This is a genomic window from Novosphingobium sp. Sphag1I (assembly GCF_056279125.1).
This window is the reverse complement of record NZ_JBWBQS010000001.1, coordinates 100,796-121,106: the sequence shown is the minus strand read 5'-3', so window position 1 is coordinate 121,106 and position 20,311 is coordinate 100,796. Positions and strand designations below refer to the sequence as shown.

Below are 20,311 nucleotides of genomic sequence, written 5' to 3'. Positions count from 1 at the left end.
TCAGGGCGTAACGGTGGATGGCGTGGTTGCGGCCACGGGCGCGGCCTCGGCATTGGCAGAGGGGCGCGGGCGGGGATAGCGGCGAACCGGGCGCGGCGTTGCGGCGACAGGCGTGGCGGTCGCGCCGGGAATCGGGCTGGCCGCCGGGGTTGCGGCGGGCGTTGCACTCGCCTCCACCTTGCCGCGGGCCAGCAGGGCGGCGGCGGAAATCGGCACATTCTTGACGATTTCGGGCACCTTGCTGATCGGAGGCACTTCCTGACCGCCGATGGTGATGGCCAGCTTGTCCGGGCGGCCGGTCCACACGCGAGGCTCGGCGGCATCTTCGGGCAGGGTGTAGGTTTCCCCCATGGCCAGCTGCTTCTGGATCAACTGCTTGCCATTGGCGTCGGACACCTTGATCCACAGCTTGTCCATCTGCGCGGTCAGGACGACCGGGCCGGTGGGCGCGGCGGATGCGGCTTCGCTGGGCGCGGCGCTGGCGGCGGCCGAGGCGGCCTCGCTCGGCACGGCGCTGGGCACTTCATCGGGGATCAGCGAGGGCAGGTTGTCGGTGGGCGTCGAATTGTTCTGCCACCAGATGAAGCCAGCGACCGCCGCCACCAGCAGCACAAAACCGGCCATCCATGCAAAGCGCGACGACGGCACGCGCGCCGGATCGCCCGGTGCAAAGGCCACCGAGGCCGACAGATCAGGTTCGGGCGCCGAGCGCGAATAATCGCGCCCCATCGCGGCGGCCAATTCCGCCGGGTCCAGCCCGACGCTCTTGGCAAAGGTGCGGGTAAAGCCGAAAACATAGGTGCGCCCCGGCAGGGCCGCGAAATCGCCCGACTCCAGCGCGCCCAGATGGCGTTCGCTGATTTTGGTCCGCGCAGACAGTTCCGCCAGGCTCAGCCCGGCCGCGTTGCGTGCGGCCGCCAACCGCTGTCCCGCGGTGACGGGCAAGCTGCTGGTTGGGGTGGTGAAATCTGACTCGTCTGCACTCATGACAATCGTGATATCCTATGCGTCCCGCGCCGGACAGAACGCTGGAAGTTTTGGAAAGTCAACAGGCATGGACACCATGTGCGTCGGTTAACAGGCATATTGCGCCCGATTACGCAGTCCCGCCATGGTGCCGCCCCATTCCGTCAATCGCCGATCAACCCTCGCTGGGCCGCCCATGCGGTCATTTCCTCACGCAGGTTGGCGGGCGGCTGGGCCAGCCAGCCGGCCATGGCGGTCTGGATTTCGGACAAATTGACCCGGCGCACCATGTCCTTGATCGGCGCGACGCCCGCAGGCGTGATCGACAAACGGCGGATACCCACGCCCAGCAAAGCCAGCGCCTCCAGTTGCCGCCCGCCCATTTCGCCGCAAACGGTCATGGGCACATTATGCGCGTGCCCCTGGGCCACGATACGACGCAGGAAACGCAGGATCGCGGGCGAAAGCCAGTCGTAACGCTCGGCCAGTTTGGGGTTCGAACGGTCGGCGGCAAACAGGAACTGCGTCAGGTCATTTGTTCCGATCGACAGGAACGACAGTTTGGGCAGCAAAATATCCAGCACCTCGGCCAGTGCGGGCACTTCAAGCATCGCGCCATATTTGACCGCTTCGGGCAGCGTCTTGCCCAGCTTGCGCAAATGGGCGAGCTGTCCCTCGAACACGGCCTTGGCGGCGTCAAATTCCCATGGTTCGGAAATCATCGGGAACATGACCTGTAACACACGTCCCGCCGAAGCCTCGAGCAAGGCGCGGGCCTGAACCTTGAGCAGGCTGTCGCGTTCGAGAGCAAGGCGCAGCGCGCGCCAACCCATCGCCGGGTTTTCCTCCTCGCCATCCTCGTCATGGCGCAGATAGGGCAGGCTCTTGTCCCCACCGATGTCGACGGTGCGGAACACCACAGGCTTGCCCGCCGCCGATTCCAGCACTTCGCGATAGAGCCGCGTCTGGCGCTCACGATTGGGCAGGGTCGCGGAAACCAGGAACTGAAACTCGGTGCGGTAAAGGCCCACGCCATCCGCGCCCGTCAATTGCAGGTTGGGCATATCCTCGCGCAGGCCCGCGTTGATGTTGACCGCAATGCGTTCGCCATCCAGCGTGATCGGCACAACATCGCGCAAAGCGGCATATTTGGCCTGCTTTTCGCGATTCTTTGCATAGCGTTCGTCAAAGGCGATCGCCATGTCGCGGGTGGGCCGCGCAAAGGCCAGCGCCTGATCCGCGTCGAGCAGGATCTGATCGCCTTCGCGCACCTTGCCCCGCAAAGATTTGACACGGCCCAGCACCGGAATGCCCATCGCCCGCGCCACGATCACCACATGCGCGGTCAACGAACCTTCTTCCAGCACCACACCCTTCAGGCGACGCTTGTCATATTCGAGCAGTTCGGCAGGGCCAAGGTTGCGCGCAATCAGGATGGCGTCCTGACGCAGGCCCATGCTGGCCGCCGTACCCAATTGGCCCGACACGATGCGCAGCAGGCGGTTGGAGAGATCCTCCAGATCGTGCATCCGGTCGGCCAGCAGCGGGTCGTCGATCTGGCGCATCCGCATACGGGTGCGCTGCTGCACGCGCTCGATCGCGGCCTCTGCGGTCAGGCCGGAATCGATCGCCTCGTTGATGCGGCGGCTCCAGCCTTCGTCATAGGCGAACATCTTATAGGTATCGAGCACCTCATCATGCTCACCCCCGCTGCCGAACTCGGCCTGCGACGCCATGCGGTCGATCTGTTCGCGCATCTTGTCAAAGGCGAGGTAAACGCGCTGACGCTCGGCCTCGGTATCCTCGGCGACGATATGTTCGATGTTGATGCGCGGCTGGTGATAGACGGCCACTCCGCTGGCCAGCCCCTTGACCAGCGTCAGCCCGCGCATCTGCTCCGGCCCGGTCAATGCTGCGGCAAGACCGGCGGCCTCTTCCTCGTCCACCAGATCAGCATTGGCGATCAGTTCGGACAGGACCATGGCGACGGTTTGCAACGCCTCGATCTCGACCTCTTCATAGCGGCGCGGATCGACATGCTGGACACAGACCACGCCGACACAACGTTCGCGGCGCACAATCGGAACGCCGGCAAAGGAGTGGAACTTGTCCTCGCCCGTTTCGGGGCGGTATGAAAAGTCCGGGTGCGCGGTCGCCTCGGCCAGATTGAGCGTTTCCGCGCGCGAGGCGATGGTGCCGACAAGCCCTTCGCCAATCGCCATGCGGGTGACGTGGACCGCTTCCTGCGCCAAGCCGCGCGTTGCGAAAAGTTCGAGCATCCCTTCGCGCAGCAGATAGATCGAGCAGACCTCGCTGTGCAGGCTTTCGCCGATCACTTCGACCACGGTGTTCAATTTGGCCTGTGCATGACTGCGTGACGCCATCACTTCGTGCAGACGCGTCAGAATGGTGCGCGCGGCCGCCACCGCGCTGGAATTCGAAGTCGGGCCAAGGGGTGCAGTGGTCATGTATTGGGGTTAGACCAAATGCAGGTTTTTGCAAATGCACCGCGCCTTATTTTTGCGCCGGTTGGTGCAAAATCAGGTCCATCGCCACAGCGCAAAGACCCGACCCGGCGCAAAGGACCGGATCGGGTCGATTGTTGTTTGGGTTGGTTGGGTTTCAGGCGTCAGCCGGGGCCTTCCCGCCCATCGATGCTGCGCCGAAATGCTGCGTCAATGATGCGCGATCTGGTCGCGGATCCGCAGCTTGTGGCGCTTGAGCGCCTGAAGCATGGCTGGGTCGGGATGGGGACTTTTCAGTTCTTCGGCAATCCGGCGTTCCAGACCGGCGTGCTTGTTGTGCAGGGCGTTGATATGGGATGCTTCCATTTTGGACTCTCCTCCATAGGCTGTTAAGCCATTGAAAGTGGTTCAAAACCATCGCGACCTTTTAATCCGGCCCATGTGCGCGGGCCGCAGGAAAAGACCGTGTGGCACGAACCACAGGCTACCCCCTTTTTAACCGGACGCTGCAGACGCCCGCCTGATCGCGGCGACATTGGTCGGTCCAGGCTGTCCATGCCTCCTGCGGTCATGGACGAATCGCTGTCATCGCCGTGATCAGGACGTAAGGGAAACACACTTTTCCCCGCTTGCGAAGGGGCGATTGTGACAATTTTAGGTAAGCCGTTTATGAGCACGGCAAATTGTTTTTCAGCATCGACGACCCGACCCTTGCACTCATTTCATCGCGGATTGATCCGGCCCCTTGCCCCGTGGCCCGCGCGCGATTAGAGCAAGGCACCAAGCGGCTAGATACCCTTGGCGGGAGCGAGTTTTGGTGACCGAAGAGGAAATGCGCAAAAAGCTTGAGGCGCTGCGGATCGAACATCGCGATCTGGACGCCGCCATCGATGCGCTCACCCTTTCGGGCGCAGGCGACCAGATGCAACTGGCGCGACTCAAGAAGCGCAAACTCAAGCTCAAGGATCAGATTTCGTTGATCGAGGATTATCTGATCCCGGACATCATCGCGTAATCGCTATCTTTTTCGACAATTTGGGCCGGATTGTTGTGCCGATTCTGGAATGTCCCAAAACGGGATAGGCGTTACCCCCAAGATGCATTGCGGCCACGTGTAACATTTGATTAACCAAAATCACCATGAAGCACACGAGCAACATAAACCCCCGAATCGTCGAAGGGCTTTATTGCGAGGCCCTTGTCCTGTCGGACGAGGTGCGCGCCGCCTTTGACCTGTCGGGCCGCATCGAGGAAACCGGAACGCAGGAAGATGCGCCCCGGATCGCCCTCTCTTGCGAGGCCTTGCGCACCACGACGCGCATGATGCACGCGGTGGCGTGGCTTTTGAACCATCGGGCCTATTTCATGGGCGAACTGTCCGAATTTCAATTGCGCCGTTATGGCCGACTGGCGCCCGATTTTCCCGCCGCTGATCCCGATCGGATGGCGCTGCTCTCGCCCAAGATCCGCACGTTGATCGCCGCGACCGAGGAATTCTATGCACGCCTGCTGCGCATCGATCGCAGCTGGCGCGAAACCGCGCCCGGCGCGCCGCGCGCCCTTGACCAATTGCGCGCCCGTCTGGCCAGCGCAGTGGCCTGATCCTCCCTCTTGCCGCCACTCTCGACAGGGGGGCGGCAAAACGGCATAGGCTGCGCCATGAATATGCCCCCGCGCCCATGGCCCACCGGCGAAACCGAGCGACTCGAACCGCTGGTGGTGCGCCTTTTGGCCAATAATCCCAGCCCGTTTACCTATACCGGCACGCAGACCTATCTGGTGGGTGATGCACGCGGGATGGCGGTGATCGATCCGGGGCCGGATGATGCCGATCATTTGGACGCCTTGCTGAACGCGATTGGCGATGCGCCGGTTCTGGCCATCATGTGCACGCATACGCATCGCGACCATTCGCCCGGAGCAGCACCTTTGTCCGCCGCCACCGGCGCGCCCATCATGGGGTGCGCCCCACTGACCATGGAGGATGACGGGCCACGCGCCGATGCGGCCTTTGACACGTCCTATCGCCCCGACACGATTATGGCGGATGGCGATATCGTGCGCCTGCCATCTGCAACTTTGATGGCCGTGGCGACGCCGGGGCATACCAGCAATCACTTGTGCTTTTCCCTGCTGGAAAGCGGGGCGCTGTTTACCGGCGATCATGTGATGGGCTGGTCCACCACCGTCGTTTCGCCGCCCGATGGCGACATGACCGATTATATGATCAGTCTGGAAAAGCTGCACGAGCGCGAGGACCGGGTCTATTACCCCGCCCATGGCGCGCAAATTGACAAGCCCAAACAGATGGTGCGCGGAATGATCGGTCACCGCCGATTGCGCGAACGCCAGATCCTTAAACATCTGGAATCAGGCACCAGCTCGATCGAAATCATGGTGACGCAAATGTACCCCGGTCTGGACGTTCGGCTGCACCGCGCGGCGGGGCGGTCGGTACTGGCCCATTTGCTCGACCTGCAAAAGCGCGGCCTTGTATCGCAGGGCGCCTCAGAGGACCTCTGGATTCTGGCTGGCTGAACAGCGCGCCCCTCATCGGTCATGGCGGGTTAAATCCGCCGCCCATTGCAGATTTTCCTTGGGGTCCGGTGCAAGGATCCCTATCTGGACGGCGAGACAATGAACCCCAAGGGGATGTGATGATGACTGCCCTGAGCGCCAGCCTTGCCGGCCTTGACCTGCGCGCCGAAATCGACCGCCTTCGCAAGGAAAAGAATGCGGTCATTCTTGCGCATTATTACCAGAAGCCGGAATTGCAGGATCTGGCTGATTTTGTGGGCGATTCGCTGGAACTGTCGCGCAAGGCGGCCGAAACGGACGCCGATGTCATCGCCTTTTGCGGCGTGAAATTCATGGCCGAAGTGGCCAAGATCCTCTCGCCCGAAAAGACCGTGGTGCTGCCCGACCTCAACGCCGGTTGCAGCCTTGAGGACGCCTGCCCGCCCGAAAAGTTCAAGGCTTTCCGCGCGGCGCACCCCGATCACATCGCGCTCACCTATATCAACTGCTCGACCGAGGTGAAGGCGCTGTCCGACATCATCGTGACCAGTTCCAGCGCGGAAAAGATCCTGGCCCAGATCCCGCGTGACCAGAAGATCATCTTTGGCCCGGACCGTCACCTTGGCGGCTATCTCTCGCGCAAGTTCGACCGCGAGATGCTGCTCTGGCCGGGCGTGTGCATCGTGCATGAGGCCTTCAGCGAAACCGAATTGCTGAAACTGAAAGCCCAGCACCCCGGCGCGCCCATCGCGGCCCACCCGGAATGCCCGCCCACCATCGTCGATCATGCCGATTACGTGGGGTCCACCAGCGGCATCCTGAACTATGCCAAGGACATGGCCGCCGACACGCTGATCGTCGCAACCGAGCCTCACATCATCCACCAGATGCAACTGGCCATCCCGAACAAGACCTTCATCGGCGCGCCGGGCGCGGACGGCAACTGCAACTGCAACATCTGCCCCTATATGGCTTTGAATACGATGGAGAAGCTGTACATCTCGCTGCGCGACCTCTCGCCCCGGATCGAGATCGAGGAAGGGCTGCGTCTGAAGGCCAAGGAAAGCCTTGATCGCATGCTGGGGATGGCGGCCGGTACGGTTGGTATGGGGGATTTGGGGGCAAGGTAATTTTGCCTCCGGCGGGCAAAGGGACCAAAGCATCGCGCCAAAAAGTGGGAACCGGTTTTTGGCATCAGCGATGCGACCACAAAGCCCCCCCCCCCCTTTGCAATCCCGTTACTGGGGTGGCGTGAAATTCGCCATCTCGGGTTTGGACGATGATTTTATAGCCTGCGGCGCGGCGAGGTTACGCCATAAGCGCCGCAGGCTTAATCATTTCAACGCCGCGTCCGACACCCCTTGGCCGAACCCGACATGCAACGCAGACAGTAATGGGAGCGCGAGGGTCTAGACCCTCGCATTTCTCTTTCCTGAAAACACAAAAAAGGCGGAGGAAAATCCCCCGCCCTTTTCAATCGCCAAAACTGGAAGAAGCCTTACTTCACCAGTTCGACATGCTCGAAATCCAGTTCGACGGGCGTCGCGCGGCCGAAGATCGACACCGAAACCTTGACGCGGTTCTTGTCGAAATCCAGCTCTTCGACGATGCCGGTAAAGCTGTTGAAGGGGCCGTCGAGCACCTTGACCGAATCGCCGATTTCGAAATCGACCGAAACGTGCTTCTTGACGGTGGTGGCGACGATTTCGCGGTGGCCGAAATAGCGGGCCGCATCGCGTTCGGAAATCGCCTGCGGCTTGCCATTGTGGCCAAGAAAGCCGGTGACCTTGGCGGTGTTCTTGACGAGGTGGTACACGTCATCATTCATGGTCAGCTTGGCCAGAACGTAGCCGGGCATGGTCTTGCGTTCGACCGAGACCTTCTTGCCGCGCTTGACTTCGGTGACCTGTTCAGAGGGCACTTCGATCTGCTCGACCAATTGGGCCAGACCAAGGCGTTCGGCTTCGGCCTGAATGGCTTCCTTGACCTTGTTTTCAAAGCCGGAATAGGCGTGGATGATATACCAGCGGGCCATACTTACACTTCCTATGCGTTTTTAGGCGAGCGACAGCAGCGTGCGCACGATGTAGCCGAACAGCGAATCGACACCGAGGAAGAAGATCGCAAGGATCAGCATCAGGATGCCGACGAAGATGCCGGTCTGAATGGTTTCCTGGCGGCTGGGCCACACGACCTTGCGCGCTTCAACCTTGACCTGGTTGAAGAACTCTCCGGGAGAGACCTTGGCTTTCTTTTCTTCCATCGAACCGATCCTCGAACAAAGCCCGAAACCTCTTTCACCATTGCCGCCGCGCCGCCCCGGATCAGGTCCGGGAGGGGCTTTGCAAGGCTCCGATGTCGGGAGATAGCGGTGATCTAGTCCCAGTTGCCTTATTTTGCAAGGGGGGCCGGTTTCAGCTTGGCCAGCAAAGTGCCCTCGCCCCGCCAGACGACCACCGCGCCTTCGGGCATGGTGTCGGGTTCGCGGTCGCCGACATACCACAACCAGTCGGCCTTTTGCGCCGGAGCGAAATTGGCCAGATCGATCTTTTGCGTGTGATGCAGCAGCAGGCGCTGTGACGGATCGTCGAAATCACGCCCGCCCTGCTTCAATTGCAGCATATGGACATGGGGCACCGCGAAATTGGCGTTCACCAACGCATGGCGGCGCACCACCGCATAGGCGCCGATATGTTCGAAATGGTTGAGCGGCCATTGCTCGCGCGTCACCAGCACGGCGCTGGCCACGCGGGCGCCTTGCGGCACATGGTCGAGCGCCGCCATGATCTTTTCCATCCGGGCCGAATCATCGTGCCAATCCTGCGTCGTGATCAACAGCCGCGTCAGGTACAGCATCACCACCGGCACATAGACCCAGCGCGGCGCCGAAGGCCAGCGAATCGCCAGACAGCACACCATCAACCCCGTCGTGACCAGCCGGTAATCGGCATAATCCCCGCCGGAAATATGGCGCGGCACGGCAATCGTCATGATCAACAGCATGACCGCCGCCCAGCCCAGCCGCGCATCCAGCCTGCGCATGGCCGCGGCCAGCAGAAAGGCCAGCCCCACGACCACCAGCGACAGATAATCCAGCGCATAGACCGTATCACGCATGGCCTTGAGCCAGATCGCCTGCTTATAGATCCACCAGAACGGGCCATAGGAGAACGTGCCCGCCGTCCCCGGCACCAGCACCATCACCACCAAAGGCGCCAGCAGCGGCCATGGGCGGACAAAGGCCCACCAGCGACTGCGCCCGAAACTCTTGGCCGCGCCCACTTCATAGCCGAACAGCAGAACGCCCAGCACGCCCCACGCCGACAAATGGCACAGCCAGACCACCAGACCGATCGGCACAAACAAAGCCGCCCGCAGCCACCAGATCGTCCGATGCCGATCCAGCATCACCCAAAGCGCAAAGGCCCACAGCGCCAGCGCCTGACCCAGTGCGTAATTGAGCAGGCCGATCAGCATCATCGGCGACCATGCAAAAGGCATGGCCAGCAGCGAGGCAATCGTCACGCGCCCGTGCAATTGCCGATCCACTGCGATCAGCCCCAGCGCGGTCAGCGGCGGAATCAGCCCCGTGATGATTCGCCCGCCCAGTTCCAGACCAAAGATCGCGGCGAAGGGGCGGATCAGGATGTCCACACCCAGATTGCCTGTCCACGCCCAGTGGAACGAGTAATATTGCGAAAGATCCGCGCTGCGTCCGCCGTCCAGCATGACCGCATAACGCGCCAGATGGGCCGGATAATCGCTCATTTGCGGATAATGGGCGACCAGCACCGGCAAGCAGGAAGCCAGCGCCAGCAGAACCGAGAACCAGTAAACCCGCTTCTCACCCGCGCGCGCCGCCGGTGATGAATCCATCACACCCATGTTGAAAAGATGCCCCAAAAGCGACCCTTGCCCACTCCCCTAGCCAACCGGGGGTGATTGGCAAGTCCCCGATGGACGGGACGACAAAATCGGCGGCGATTATTGGGGGATATGGATTTGCCGATGCGGCTAAAATTCCATGAATACCCTGGCAGGAGCGGGGGGACTCGAACCCACGGCCCTCGGTTTTGGAGACCGATGCTCTACCAACTGAGCTACACTCCTGCAGGGTGCAGCGCCTCTAGGGGAGCATGACGCCTTTGGCAAGCGGTCAATGCATGATGATGTTCGATTTTTTCCATGGTGTCCGACCAACGCCGGGGATTGCGCAATTTCTCCCTCTTTCCGCCAAGATGAACAGGATGCTAGACTGTTCATGTGACCACGCAAAATCTTGACCTTATTGATCCGGCCCTGCTGCTGCTTGCCTATCGCGGCGGGGTGTTTCCCATGGCGGATTCGCGTGATGACCCGGAAATTTTCTGGGTAGAGCCCAAGCGAAGGGGGATTCTGCCGCTGGGCGGGTTTCGCGTCTCGCATTCTTTGGCGCGGACATTGCGGCGGGGGCGGTTTACCGTCACCTGCAACGCGGCCTTTGGCGACGTGCTGGAGGCATGCGCCGCGCCGCGCCGCGCCGAATCGGATGATGGCGGCGAAACATGGATCAGCGCGCGAATCGCGGCCTCCTATCGCGAATTGCACCGGCTGGGACATGCCCATTCGATCGAGTGCTGGATCGATGGCGCGCTGGTGGGCGGACTTTACGGCGTTGGCTTTGAACGGGTATTTTGCGGCGAAAGCATGTTCAGCCGCGTGCCCGACGCATCCAAAGTGGCGCTGGCATGGCTGGTGTCGGCGATGCGCCTTGGCGGGGCCGAATTGCTCGATTGCCAGTTCATAACCAGCCACCTTGCCTCACTGGGCGCGGTGGAGATCCCGCAAAAGCGTTATCTGGCGCTGCTGCGCGATGCGATGCGGCCCAAGGAACCGGGGATCCGCGATCTGCGCCCTCAATCAGGAATGGCGGGTTCGACCGGAGCGGGCGTCGGCTCGGCCGCAGGCGGCGCGCTTTCGCTGCCCGATGCCTTTGGCGCGCTCTTGGGCGCGGCGAAATCGGCCGGATTCTCTTCCTCGCCGGGGAAGTTCATCGCGCAATCCTTGACCCAGACGTCATAGACCGGGTGTTGCACCACGTTCAAACCGGGCGAATTGCGGAATAGCCAGCCCGAAAACACCTTTTGCCAGCGCAAGGGTTCGGACACCTGTGCGCGCTGTTCGACAAAGACCTGAACAAAGGCGCCGGTTTCCTGCGGGCGTTCCCAAGGCTGGGTCTTTTCACAGGTGGAGAGTTTCACCACCACATTGCCCACGCGCTTGGCCTCGCCCACTTTCAGGACGATATCCTGCTGCTCATTGTTCCGCTTGTTGAGCAGGCCCAGCGTCGCCACGCGATCCTTGACCGGGGTGCCGAACTGGTTTTCGACGGCCTGCGCCGCGCTGTTGCCGGCAACGGCCTTGGGCACGTCGGTGGCCTGCGCCTCCGGCTCGGACGATCCGCCACAAGCCGAAAGCGCCATGCATGCGCCAGCAACCAACAAAGTCCGGCGCATGATTTCAATCAGCCTTCAGGCGTCCAGGCTTCATAGCCAGCCGCCTTCGCCTTGCCCGCACCGCGCAGTTCGGGGTGCGGCTGGTGGGCCTTGGCCGTGCCGGTGGCGTTGGGCGTATATTCCGTTTCCCAGATGCGGGCGGGCGGCAGATGGCTCTGCGGCACGGCGTCATAGGAATGGTGCAGCCAGCCATGCCATTCGGCCGGAACGCGGCTGGAATCATTGGCGCCGTTATAGATCACCCAGCGGCGTTCCATGCCCGCAAAGGGGCTGTTGGTGCCGGCGGGCACAACCTTCTTCGAGCGGTAATATTTGTTACCCTGAAAATCGGTGCCAACCTGTTCGCCGCCAAACTTGGTGTTGAGCCAGGTGCCGAAAGTGGAGCCGTTCCACCAGGTGAAGAGCATTGCGCAAGTTTCCCTATTCAGGTCTGCCCGCGGACAGAATCCGCCAAGCGAAGGACAGGTTTGCGCCTAGCCCAAGGCAATAGGGCAACGCAAGAGCAAAGGGCGCAACCCAAATCCGCTTTGCCACCGCGATTTTGCGCAGGGCCTACACTTCGTCGCCATCATCCGGGCGCGCTTCATCGACCCAGCTTTGCGCCCCGTCCATATCGCCCGATTCCAGAATGGCCCGCGCCGCGCCCATGCCATGGCCCGCACGCATCATCGCGGCGATTTCCTTTTCCCGCCGCGCGCGGCGCTCGGCCGGATCGTCCGAGGGCGCGCGGCGGGCAAAAGGCCCCAGCCCGCGCCGTCTTGCATAGGCCAAAGCGGCCTCACGCGCGGCAAATTCGCCCGGCATGACTTCGGTGCGTATATCCTCATCAATTCCCGCCTGCCCCAAAGCCTGCGCAATGCGTCGCCCGCCCAGGCCACGGCGCAACAGGCTGCCCGCCTTCATCCGGGCATAGGCTTCGTCCTGAATATAGCCCAGATCGACGAAACGGGCGATGATCGCCTCGATTCGCGCCTCTGCCGGATCCTCGCCCGCCCACCCGCGTTCGCGCAATTTGCGTTTCAGGTAATCCCCCAGTCGCCCCGCGCTGGTGGCGAATTTGGCGACATAGGCCAGCGCCATCTCCTCCATCCGCGCCGAATCGAGCGGTTTGGGGGCCGGTTTGCGGCGATTGGGGCGTTCCATCTCATCCATCGGCCATATTCGTGCCACAGTCCGGCCCCAAAGGGGACCCCCCGCGTCACCCGACTTGCGGGCCAGTTTCTGATGCCCTTTTACCGGGGCGTAGCCCTAGACGGATAAGACCATGACCGACGCCGCCGTGATCGAAGCGACCATTGCCGCCCCGATCCCCACGCCCAACACTTGCGATCTGCCGCGCCGCCTTGCCGATTTCGGCACTTTTGGCGAAGCGCTTGATTATGCGGCGCAGGGCACCCGTGGGCTGAACTTTCATGATCCGCGCGGCAATCTGATCCGCCCCTATCCGTTCCGCGAATTGCGCGAAGACGCCATCGCCATGGCCCAGCGCCTGATCGCGCGCGGCGTCAAAAAGGGCGACCGCATTGCTCTGGTGGCCGAAACGGGGGCTGAATTTGCCGCATTGTTCTGCGGCGTCATCTATGCCGGCGCATGGCCGGTGCCGCTGCCCCTGCCCACCAGCTTTGGCGGCAAGGACAATTATATCGAGCAATTGGCCGTCCAATTGGCCAGCAGCGATCCGCTCTATTTCTTCTATCCACCCGAAATCGCCCATATGGGCCTTGCCGCCGCACAGGCGCATAATGCCAAGGGCGGTGCGTGCGAGGGGTTGAGCTGGGACGTTCTGGCCGCCGATGCTGTGGTGCCGGTCGAATTGCCGCAGGCGTCGGGCGATGACATCTGTTATCTGCAATATTCCTCTGGTTCGACCCGTTTTCCCCACGGCGTCGCGGTCACCCATGCTTCGCTGCTGAACAATCTGCGCGGTCATGGCGTGGCCATGGAATTTTCCACCCACCCCAATGACCGCTGCGTTTCGTGGCTGCCGTGGTATCACGACATGGGTCTGGTGGGCTGCTTCCTGTCGGTCATCGCCAATCAGGTTTCGACCGATTACCTCAAAACCGAAGATTTTGCCCGCCGCCCCCTGGCATGGCTGGACATGATCTCGCGCAATCCGGGCAATTCGGTCAGCTATTCGCCCACATTTGGCTATGACATCTGCGCCCGCCGCATTTCCAGCCAGACCAATGTGGCGCAGCGTTTCGACCTGTCGCGCTGGCGCCTTGCGGGCAATGGCGCGGACATGATCCGCCCCGATGTGATGCAAAGCTTTGTCAACGCCTTTGCCCCCGCCGGGTTCAAGGCCAGCGCCTTCCTGCCTTCGTATGGCCTTGCCGAAGCCACGCTGTCGGTGACGATCATGCCGCCGGGCGAAGGCATCCGCGTCGAGCTGGTCGAGGAAGAACGCCTGTCGGGCCAGCCGCGCGATCTGTCGCGCCCGGCCCGTTATCGCGCCATCGTCAATTGCGGCAAGCCGGTGCTGGATATGGCCATCGAGGTCCGTGACGGTTCGGGCCGCGTTCTGCCCCATCATCAAATCGGCAAAGTTTGGTGCAAGGGGCCGTCGGTCATGCACTCCTATTTCCGCGATCCCGAAGCGACGGCGGCCTGCCTTGTCGATGGCTGGCTGGACACGGGCGACATGGGTTATCAGAACGCCGAGGGCTATCTGTTCATCGTGGGCCGTGCCAAGGACATGATCATCATCAACGGCAAGAACCACTGGCCCCAGGATATCGAATGGGCGGTGGAACAATTGCCCGGTTTCCATCAGGGCGACATTGCCGCTTTCAGCCTTGAAACCGACACGGGCGAGGAAACCGCCGCTGTTCTGGTCCATTGCCGCGTGTCCGACCCGGCGGAACGCCTGAAGCTGAAGAATGCCGTGGCCGAAAAGGTGCGCGCGATTCTGGGCCATCCGGCAATTGTCGAACTGGTGCCGCCGCGCACCCTGCCGCGCACGTCCTCGGGCAAGCTTTCGCGCGCCAAGGCCAAGAAGCTGTACCTGTCGGGCGAAATCGCGCCGTTTGATCTGGCCGCGTAATGCTGTTGGCGTGACACATCCGTGTCACGCCCCGGCACCGGCCCACTCCCCCGGCCCTGCCACCCACAGGGTACACTTAATGGGTGGCAGGGCCGGGGGAGTGGGCCGGTGCCGGACAAAATCCGCCTCTTTTGGCGGATTTTCAGACAATGCGCCCCGCAAATGATTCTTGGGTCTGCAAAAGAACTGCTTGCACTGGAAATTGTCATGCCGCGCCACAACATCAGCCGCATGACAAACCCCCTGCTTTCCCCCATCGCCCTTGGCGACATCGCCGCCCCCAATCGCATCCTGATGGCCCCGCTGACCCGTGGCCGATCGGACCGCGAAGGTTTGGCCAATCCTCTGATCGCGGAATATTACGCCCAGCGCGCCGGCGCGGGCCTGATCATTTCCGAAGCCACCGCCATCAGCCCCGAAGGGCGCGGTTGGCCCAATGCCCCCGGCATCTGGAATCAGGCACAGGCGCAAAGCTGGAAACAGGTGACGCAGGCCGTCCATGATGCGGGCGGGCGTATCGTCCTGCAACTCTGGCACATGGGTCGCGTGTCGCACCCGCAGCTCCACGGCATCCAACCCGTATCGGCCAGCGCCACCACCGCGCCGGGCGAGGCCCATACCTATCAGGGCAAGCAGCCCTATGTGCAGGCGCGCGCGCTGGAAACGCATGAGATCCCCCGTCTGATCGCCGATTATGAAAATGCCGCGCGCCTGGCCAAGGAAGCCGGTTTCGATGGCGTCCAGCTTCACGCCGCCAATGGCTATCTGATCGACCAGTTCCTGCGCGATGGCACGAACCAGCGCACTGACGATTACGGCGGCTCAATCGAAAACCGCACTCGTTTGCTGAAAGAAGTGACAGAGGCGCTGATCCGCGTCTGGGGCGCCGGGCGCGTCTCGGTCCGTCTTTCGCCCAATGACGGCATTCAGGGCGTCGAGGACAGCGACACCTATGCCCTGTTCGACCATGCGGCCAAGGTGCTGGACGATCTCAAGATCGGTTTTCTTGAAATGCGTGACCCGCTGCCCAATGGAACATTCGGGTCGGGCATCGGTCCGCGCCGCGCCGCGCATTTGAAGACGATCTTTTCCGGCCCCATCGTCGATAATGCTGATTATACGCTGGAAAGCGGCGCGCAGGCTCTTGAAAAGGGCGAGGCGGACGCCATCTCTTTCGGGCGGCCATTCATTACCAATCCGGATCTGGTCGACCGTATCGCCCATGGGCACCCATGGACCGAAGGAGGCGATCCTTCGGCATGGTACGGGAATAGCGCAGAAGGCTATACCAGCTTTCCGCCCTATTCGGCCTGATCGCTGGCGGCTCCAAGCCTGGCCAGCACGAGCGCGGCGCTGACCAAGAGGATACCCACTCCGTCCCATATGGTCAGCGTCTCGCCAAATGCCGCCCAGCCCGCCGCAACAGCGACGGCGGGCTGGGTCAGCAGCGCCATGCCGATCATGATCGGGCTGAAATGGCGCAGGGCATAGACCAGCAAACCCTGCCCCACGACCTGACTGCCCATGGCCAGCACGATCAGAGGCCACCAATGCCCCCCATGCGTGCCGGGCCAGAAAGGCTCACCCATGGCCAGAGCGCAGGGCAGGATCACCGGCAGCCCCGCCAGAGAGGCCCAGAACAGCAGCGACCAATTGCCCAGACTGGCCCGCGCATGTTGCAAAAGCAGCAGATAGGCGACGTAGAACAGCCCCGCCGCGACGCTGAACAAATCGCCCGCCAAGGTGCGCGACCCCAGTTCCAGACTGCGCCCCATCAACAAAACCGCCCCGGCCAGAGCCGCCCCCATCGCCACCCATTCGCCGCGAAACGGGCGCCGGTTCATCGCGATCACACCCCACACCATCAGGATCAAACTGCCCGAATTGCCGAACAACGTGGCATTGGCCATTTTCGTGCGCTCGATCCCCAGATGCCAACTGGCCAGATCCAGCCCGAAAAAGGCCCCCGCCCCCAGCATGGCCAGCAAGGCCTTGCGGTTGAGCACCAGACTTTGCCCCGTCGCGGGCGCCAGAATGGCCAGCACCGGCACCGCCAGCGCCAGACGCCAAAACCCCGCCGACACCGGCCCGGTATCGGCCAGACGTACGCTCCACGGCCCCAGTGCAAGAATGAGATTGCCACCCACCAGCGCAAGGAGGTGCCGCCATTGCCATGAAGTTTGCGTGTTCATAGACATGGCCTAGCGCAGAACGCGGCGCGATGCGCCCCGGTATTCGGCGTAGGGCTTATTCCTCGGCGCTGCTCGCATCGTCTGCGGCGGGGGTTTCGGGCGCGGCGCTGCTGGCCTGCACCGGCGCGGCGCGCGGGGCCAAGGGCGCGCGCGAGGTCAGCGCGTCATAGGCAATCATCGCATCGCTGGTCGATCCGGGCAGGATCTGGCCCGTCGCGGTGCGCTGATCCTCGGCTTTGTTGGCCTTCTTGCCCCAACATCCGCCAAGCGCCAGCGTGAGGGCAAGGATCGTAACGGCGCGCTTCATGCCTGTTCCCCTTCGGGCTTGGTGGGTGCGGCCTCAACCGGGCATGCCTGCTCCAGCTTGGCCAGAAATTGTCCGGCCCGTGCCAGCAATGCGTCATCCCATTGCTGTGCCGTCACCGAAATGCCCAGACGTTCCAGCGAGGTCACGCCCTTTTCCGCAATGCCGCAAGGAACGATGCCGGTGAAATGCGACAGATCCGGGTTCAGATTGACCGAAAACCCATGCATCGTCACCCAGCGGCGAATGCGCACGCCAATGGCGCCGATCTTGGCCTCGGTCCCGTCAATGTCGCGGGTCCAGATGCCCACGCCCGCATCGCTGCGCCAGCTTTCTACGCCGAAATCGGACAATGTGTCGATCACCCATCCTTCCAACGCATGGACAAAGCCGCGCACATCACGCGCCCTCTGTTTCAGGTCGATCAGGACATAGCCGATCCGCTGTCCCGGCCCGTGATAGGTATATTTGCCGCCGCGCCCCGCCTCGACCACTTCGAACCGGGGGTCCAGCATGTCGGCCTGCTGCGCGCTGGTGCCCGCGGTATAGACCGGGGGATGTTCGAGCAGCCAGATCAGGTCCGGCGCAAGCCCTTCATAAATGGCGCTATTGCGCGCGGTCTGAAACTCCAGAGCATCGCGATAGGACACCTGGGCGTAATCACGGCGCACGGCAACGCCATTATCCAGCGAAATCTCGGCTTTGATTGCATCTTGCATGACCATGATTCTTGCGTGGGGCAATCCGCTCCGCTTATCAAGGGGGCAGATGCGCCGCATTCGGCGCAAGAGGAGTACCCCATGCGTTTTGACAGCAATCTGGCCTGGCGGACGGCCCATGCGGCGATTCGGGCCAATCGGGATGTTCTGCTGGCGATGGCGGGGGTGTTCTTTCTGCTGCCCCGTCTGGCCTTTACCCTGTTGATGCCCGATCCGCCCGCCGCACAGGGCATGTCGCCCGCCCAATCGATGCAGGCAATCGAGGAATTCTACAGCAAAGCCATGCCCTTCATGATCCCCATGCTGGTGGTTCAGGCGGCGGGCATTCTGGGCATATTGACCCTGTTCACCGACCGCACCCGCCCCACCGTGGGCCAAGCGCTCTCGCTGGGGGCCAAGGGCGTGTTTCCCTATATTGGCGCGCAATTGCTGCTGGCGATGGCGGTGGTGGTGCTGGGCGGCGGTTTGGTCGGCGTGCTGGGGCTGGCGAATCAGCCCGCAGTGGCCGCGCTGGGCATGGTGATCGTCGGGGTGCTGGCGCTGGGCGCCTATGTCCGCATGTCGCTGGTCGCGCCGGTGGTGGCGGTCGAACGGGTCTATAATCCGATCAAGGCGCTGCAACGGTCATGGGCGATCACGCGGGGCAATTTCTGGCGCCTGATCGGTTTTGCCGTTCTGGTGGGCGTGGTCGTGCTGGTGATCAGCCTGGCGGCGGTTTCCATCGGCGGTTCGATTGGCGCTTTGGCGGGCGGGCCGGATACCAGCCGAATTGTTTCGGCCATCGTTTCATCGCTGCTGGCCGCGATATTCACGCTTTACATTGCGGCGCTGATGGCGGCGATCCACCGCCAATTGGCCGGGCCTACGGTTGAGGATATTCGCGCGACGTTTGAATAATCGTGAGGATGCGAGGGGCACGCCCCTCGCGCCCGCATCAGCGCCGGATCAATCCTCGTCCTTCCAGCCCCAGAACAGGAAACAGGGCGGGACGTTGATCCATTCCAGCCCCTTGTCGATGCGATTGAAGAACTGGGCCATGAAATCGCCCGCGCGCGGGGTAAACTGATAAACAAGGAAAGCCCCGCCCTTGCGCAGCACGCGATAGGTCGCGCTGGCAATCGCCGGACCGACGCCGGGCGGCAGAGTCGAAAAGGGCAGGCCCGAAATCACATAATCGGCCTTTTCATGGCCATGGGCGCGCACGATTTCCTCGACATCGGCGGCCGAACCGTGAACCGCGACAAAGCGGCTGTCGGTGATCGTGTGCTGCAAATATTCGATGAAATCGGGGTTGAGGTCGATCACCAGCAACGTGCCGTCACGGCGCAGGCGATCCAGAACTGGCTGGCAAAAAGTGCCCACGCCCGGACCATATTCCACGAAAAGCTTGGTATTGTCCCAATCGACCGCGGACAGAACGCGATTGATGGTAAATCGCGAGGAAGGCACGATCGAGCCGACCATCACCGGATTTTTCAGAAAGCCTTCGAAGAAAACTCCCCACGGCCCCAAGGCTCGCTTCAGCCTGCTTTTCACTTTGGCAAGCGGCGCCTGTCCGGCCATTTCGGTTGTCATGCTCGTGTCAAATCCCTACCCTAGACATCCGCGTCTGATGGATGGTTTGCAAAAGTGCAAGCGCTTGGCAAGCCGCCTTGCGCAAGATTTGCCGCAAACTGCGTCGGGACGGGACAGTAATCCACCGTCACGGCGCGTTCACGGATGCGGTTCAAAGGATCTGATGGACCAGATCCTGTGGGCGGCATAGGCGGACACCCTTGTCGGTTTCGACCAAAGGCCGCTCGATCAACTTGGGTTCGGCCTCCATCGCGGCCAGAACGGCGGCGTCCTCGGCATCGGGCAAGCCTCGTTCCACCGCGTCCGTCCCGCGCAGGCGCAGGCCCTGTTGCGGCGTCATGCCCGCGTCGCGATAGAGCTGGGCCAGCTTGGCGGCGCCGGGCGGGGTTTTGAGATATTCAACCACGGTGACATCGACACCGGGCGTTTCCATCAGGATCGCCAATGTTTTGCGCGATGTGCCGCAGGCCGGATTGTGCCAGATCGTGGCTTTCATGGGTTCTTCCTTTGTTGCGCGCCGCCCGGAGGAGGCACCGCGGCGATGGTTTCCATGCCCCGCATCACCCGCCCGGCGCGCTGGATCGCGCGGACCAGCCGGGGATAGATGCCGCAACGGCACAGGTTGGTCATCGCCTTGGCAATGTCATCGGCGCTGGGGTCGGCATTGGCGGCCAGAAGCGCCGCCCCCGCCATCACGATACCGGGCGTACAGAAACCGCATTGGATCGCGCCTTCGGCCACCAGCGCCTGTTGCACCGCATGGGATCGGTCGCGGCCGAGGCCCTCAATCGTGGTGATGGCGCGCCCCTCGGCCTGCGCCAAGGTCATCTGGCATGAGGGCAAGGCCTGACCATCGACCATGACCATACAGGCCCCGCATTCGCCGGTCCCGCAGCCATATTTCGCCCCCGTCAGATTGGCCCCGCAACGCAAGGCCCAGAGCAAGGGCGTCTGAACATCCATGCGCAGATCGACCGGATGGCCATTAAGGGTGAAGGCGGACATGGAACCTCCCATGCCCGCCATCCCGCC

The 20,311-nt window shown here is 62.4% G+C and carries 22 protein-coding genes, 1 tRNA gene and 1 pseudogene; 8 read left to right on the top strand and 16 right to left on the bottom strand.

The window, feature by feature from the left end:
* The 3 genes from ACZ9HU_RS00545 to ACZ9HU_RS00535 form a co-directional block, all read right to left on the bottom strand.
* Complete coding sequence (locus ACZ9HU_RS00545; RefSeq protein WP_476101093.1) at window positions 1-987, bottom strand: helix-turn-helix domain-containing protein; 987 nt, start codon at window positions 985-987, stop codon at window positions 1-3.
* A gap of 143 nt (window positions 988-1,130) precedes the next feature.
* Window positions 1,131-3,434, bottom strand: a complete 2,304-nt coding sequence (gene ptsP, locus ACZ9HU_RS00540) for a phosphoenolpyruvate--protein phosphotransferase (protein ID WP_476101091.1) — start codon at window positions 3,432-3,434, stop codon at window positions 1,131-1,133.
* A 207-nt stretch (window positions 3,435-3,641) separates the two neighbouring features.
* Window positions 3,642-3,797, bottom strand: a complete 156-nt coding sequence (locus ACZ9HU_RS00535) for a YdcH family protein (RefSeq protein ID WP_168605653.1) — start codon at window positions 3,795-3,797, stop codon at window positions 3,642-3,644.
* 451 nt (window positions 3,798-4,248) lie between these two features.
* Between ACZ9HU_RS00535 and ACZ9HU_RS00530 the strand changes: the two genes are divergently transcribed.
* From ACZ9HU_RS00530 to nadA, 4 genes are all read left to right on the top strand, one after another.
* A complete protein-coding gene (locus ACZ9HU_RS00530) occupies window positions 4,249-4,446 on the top strand; it encodes a YdcH family protein (protein WP_476101089.1) in 198 nt (65 codons plus the stop codon).
* Window positions 4,447-4,571: 125 nt separating this feature from the next.
* Entirely contained in the window at window positions 4,572-5,033 is a 462-nt protein-coding gene (locus ACZ9HU_RS00525) for a DUF1465 family protein (protein ID WP_476101086.1), read from the top strand.
* Between the two features lie 57 nt (window positions 5,034-5,090).
* Window positions 5,091-5,969, top strand: coding sequence for an MBL fold metallo-hydrolase (locus tag ACZ9HU_RS00520; protein ID WP_476101084.1), 879 nt, complete (start codon window positions 5,091-5,093; stop codon window positions 5,967-5,969).
* Between the two features lie 122 nt (window positions 5,970-6,091).
* Window positions 6,092-7,078 (top strand): quinolinate synthase NadA, encoded by a 987-nt coding sequence (gene nadA / locus ACZ9HU_RS00515; RefSeq protein ID WP_476101758.1) that lies wholly within the window; start codon window positions 6,092-6,094, stop codon window positions 7,076-7,078.
* A 368-nt stretch (window positions 7,079-7,446) separates the two neighbouring features.
* On the opposite strand, the gene nusG is transcribed toward nadA, so the two are convergent.
* The 4 genes from nusG to ACZ9HU_RS00495 all read right to left on the bottom strand — a co-directional run bounded on the left by nusG (window position 7,447) and on the right by ACZ9HU_RS00495 (window position 10,058).
* Entirely contained in the window at window positions 7,447-7,983 is a 537-nt protein-coding gene (gene nusG / locus ACZ9HU_RS00510; RefSeq protein ID WP_476101081.1) for a transcription termination/antitermination protein NusG, read from the bottom strand.
* 21 nt (window positions 7,984-8,004) lie between these two features.
* On the bottom strand, window positions 8,005-8,211 hold the full coding sequence (gene secE, locus ACZ9HU_RS00505) for a preprotein translocase subunit SecE (protein WP_476101078.1): 207 nt from the start codon (window positions 8,209-8,211) through the stop codon (window positions 8,005-8,007).
* 128 nt (window positions 8,212-8,339) lie between these two features.
* On the bottom strand, window positions 8,340-9,824 hold the full coding sequence (locus ACZ9HU_RS00500) for a hypothetical protein (protein ID WP_476101076.1): 1,485 nt from the start codon (window positions 9,822-9,824) through the stop codon (window positions 8,340-8,342).
* Window positions 9,825-9,982: 158 nt separating this feature from the next.
* A tRNA-Trp gene (locus ACZ9HU_RS00495) sits at window positions 9,983-10,058 on the bottom strand.
* 225 nt (window positions 10,059-10,283) lie between these two features.
* Between ACZ9HU_RS00495 and aat the strand changes: the two genes are divergently transcribed.
* Entirely contained in the window at window positions 10,284-11,009 is a 726-nt protein-coding gene (aat, locus tag ACZ9HU_RS00490) for a leucyl/phenylalanyl-tRNA--protein transferase (RefSeq protein WP_476101755.1), read from the top strand.
* Between the two features lie 35 nt (window positions 11,010-11,044).
* Here the strand turns inward: aat and ACZ9HU_RS00485 are convergent.
* The 3 genes and pseudogenes from ACZ9HU_RS00485 to ACZ9HU_RS00475 form a co-directional block, all read right to left on the bottom strand.
* A pseudogene (locus tag ACZ9HU_RS00485) lies at window positions 11,045-11,410 on the bottom strand (DUF2155 domain-containing protein); the annotation flags it as partial.
* A gap of 41 nt (window positions 11,411-11,451) precedes the next feature.
* Entirely contained in the window at window positions 11,452-11,850 is a 399-nt protein-coding gene (locus ACZ9HU_RS00480) for an NADH:ubiquinone oxidoreductase subunit NDUFA12 (protein ID WP_476101073.1), read from the bottom strand.
* Between the two features lie 145 nt (window positions 11,851-11,995).
* Window positions 11,996-12,586: a regulatory protein RecX gene (locus ACZ9HU_RS00475; RefSeq protein WP_476101070.1), complete on the bottom strand. Its 591-nt coding sequence runs from the start codon at window positions 12,584-12,586 to the stop codon at window positions 11,996-11,998.
* A 121-nt stretch (window positions 12,587-12,707) separates the two neighbouring features.
* Here ACZ9HU_RS00475 and ACZ9HU_RS00470 point away from each other — a divergent pair, with 121 nt between their 5' ends.
* Window positions 12,708-14,489: a fatty acyl-AMP ligase gene (locus ACZ9HU_RS00470; RefSeq protein ID WP_476101068.1), complete on the top strand. Its 1,782-nt coding sequence runs from the start codon at window positions 12,708-12,710 to the stop codon at window positions 14,487-14,489.
* 231 nt (window positions 14,490-14,720) lie between these two features.
* Window positions 14,721-15,803, top strand: a complete 1,083-nt coding sequence (locus tag ACZ9HU_RS00465; protein WP_476101066.1) for an alkene reductase — start codon at window positions 14,721-14,723, stop codon at window positions 15,801-15,803.
* On the opposite strand, the gene ACZ9HU_RS00460 is transcribed toward ACZ9HU_RS00465, so the two are convergent.
* From ACZ9HU_RS00460 to lipB, 3 genes are read right to left on the bottom strand one after another with little or no spacing between them, the layout of a single operon-like run.
* On the bottom strand, window positions 15,791-16,681 hold the full coding sequence (locus ACZ9HU_RS00460) for a DMT family transporter (RefSeq protein WP_476101064.1): 891 nt from the start codon (window positions 16,679-16,681) through the stop codon (window positions 15,791-15,793). The two genes, ACZ9HU_RS00465 and ACZ9HU_RS00460, sit on opposite strands and share 13 nt — an antisense overlap.
* Before the next feature lie 55 nt (window positions 16,682-16,736).
* Window positions 16,737-16,988 (bottom strand): hypothetical protein, encoded by a 252-nt coding sequence (locus ACZ9HU_RS00455; protein WP_476101062.1) that lies wholly within the window; start codon window positions 16,986-16,988, stop codon window positions 16,737-16,739.
* Entirely contained in the window at window positions 16,985-17,710 is a 726-nt protein-coding gene (gene lipB, locus ACZ9HU_RS00450) for a lipoyl(octanoyl) transferase LipB (protein WP_476101060.1), read from the bottom strand. Before lipB ends, ACZ9HU_RS00455 begins: the two co-directional genes overlap by 4 nt.
* Window positions 17,711-17,785: 75 nt before the next feature.
* Here lipB and ACZ9HU_RS00445 point away from each other — a divergent pair, with 75 nt between their 5' ends.
* Window positions 17,786-18,601: a DUF7847 domain-containing protein gene (locus ACZ9HU_RS00445; RefSeq protein ID WP_476101057.1), complete on the top strand. Its 816-nt coding sequence runs from the start codon at window positions 17,786-17,788 to the stop codon at window positions 18,599-18,601.
* 48 nt (window positions 18,602-18,649) lie between these two features.
* On the opposite strand, the gene ACZ9HU_RS00440 is transcribed toward ACZ9HU_RS00445, so the two are convergent.
* The 3 genes from ACZ9HU_RS00440 to ACZ9HU_RS00430 form a co-directional block, all read right to left on the bottom strand.
* Complete coding sequence (locus tag ACZ9HU_RS00440; protein WP_476101055.1) at window positions 18,650-19,279, bottom strand: class I SAM-dependent methyltransferase; 630 nt, start codon at window positions 19,277-19,279, stop codon at window positions 18,650-18,652.
* A 151-nt stretch (window positions 19,280-19,430) separates the two neighbouring features.
* Window positions 19,431-19,775 (bottom strand): arsenate reductase family protein, encoded by a 345-nt coding sequence (locus ACZ9HU_RS00435; protein WP_476101053.1) that lies wholly within the window; start codon window positions 19,773-19,775, stop codon window positions 19,431-19,433.
* The gene (locus ACZ9HU_RS00430; RefSeq protein WP_476101052.1) at window positions 19,772-20,284 is read right to left on the bottom strand and encodes a (2Fe-2S)-binding protein; all 513 of its coding nucleotides are present in this window, start codon (window positions 20,282-20,284) and stop codon (window positions 19,772-19,774) included. Before ACZ9HU_RS00430 ends, ACZ9HU_RS00435 begins: the two co-directional genes overlap by 4 nt.
* Window positions 20,285-20,311: the final 27 nt, after the last annotated feature.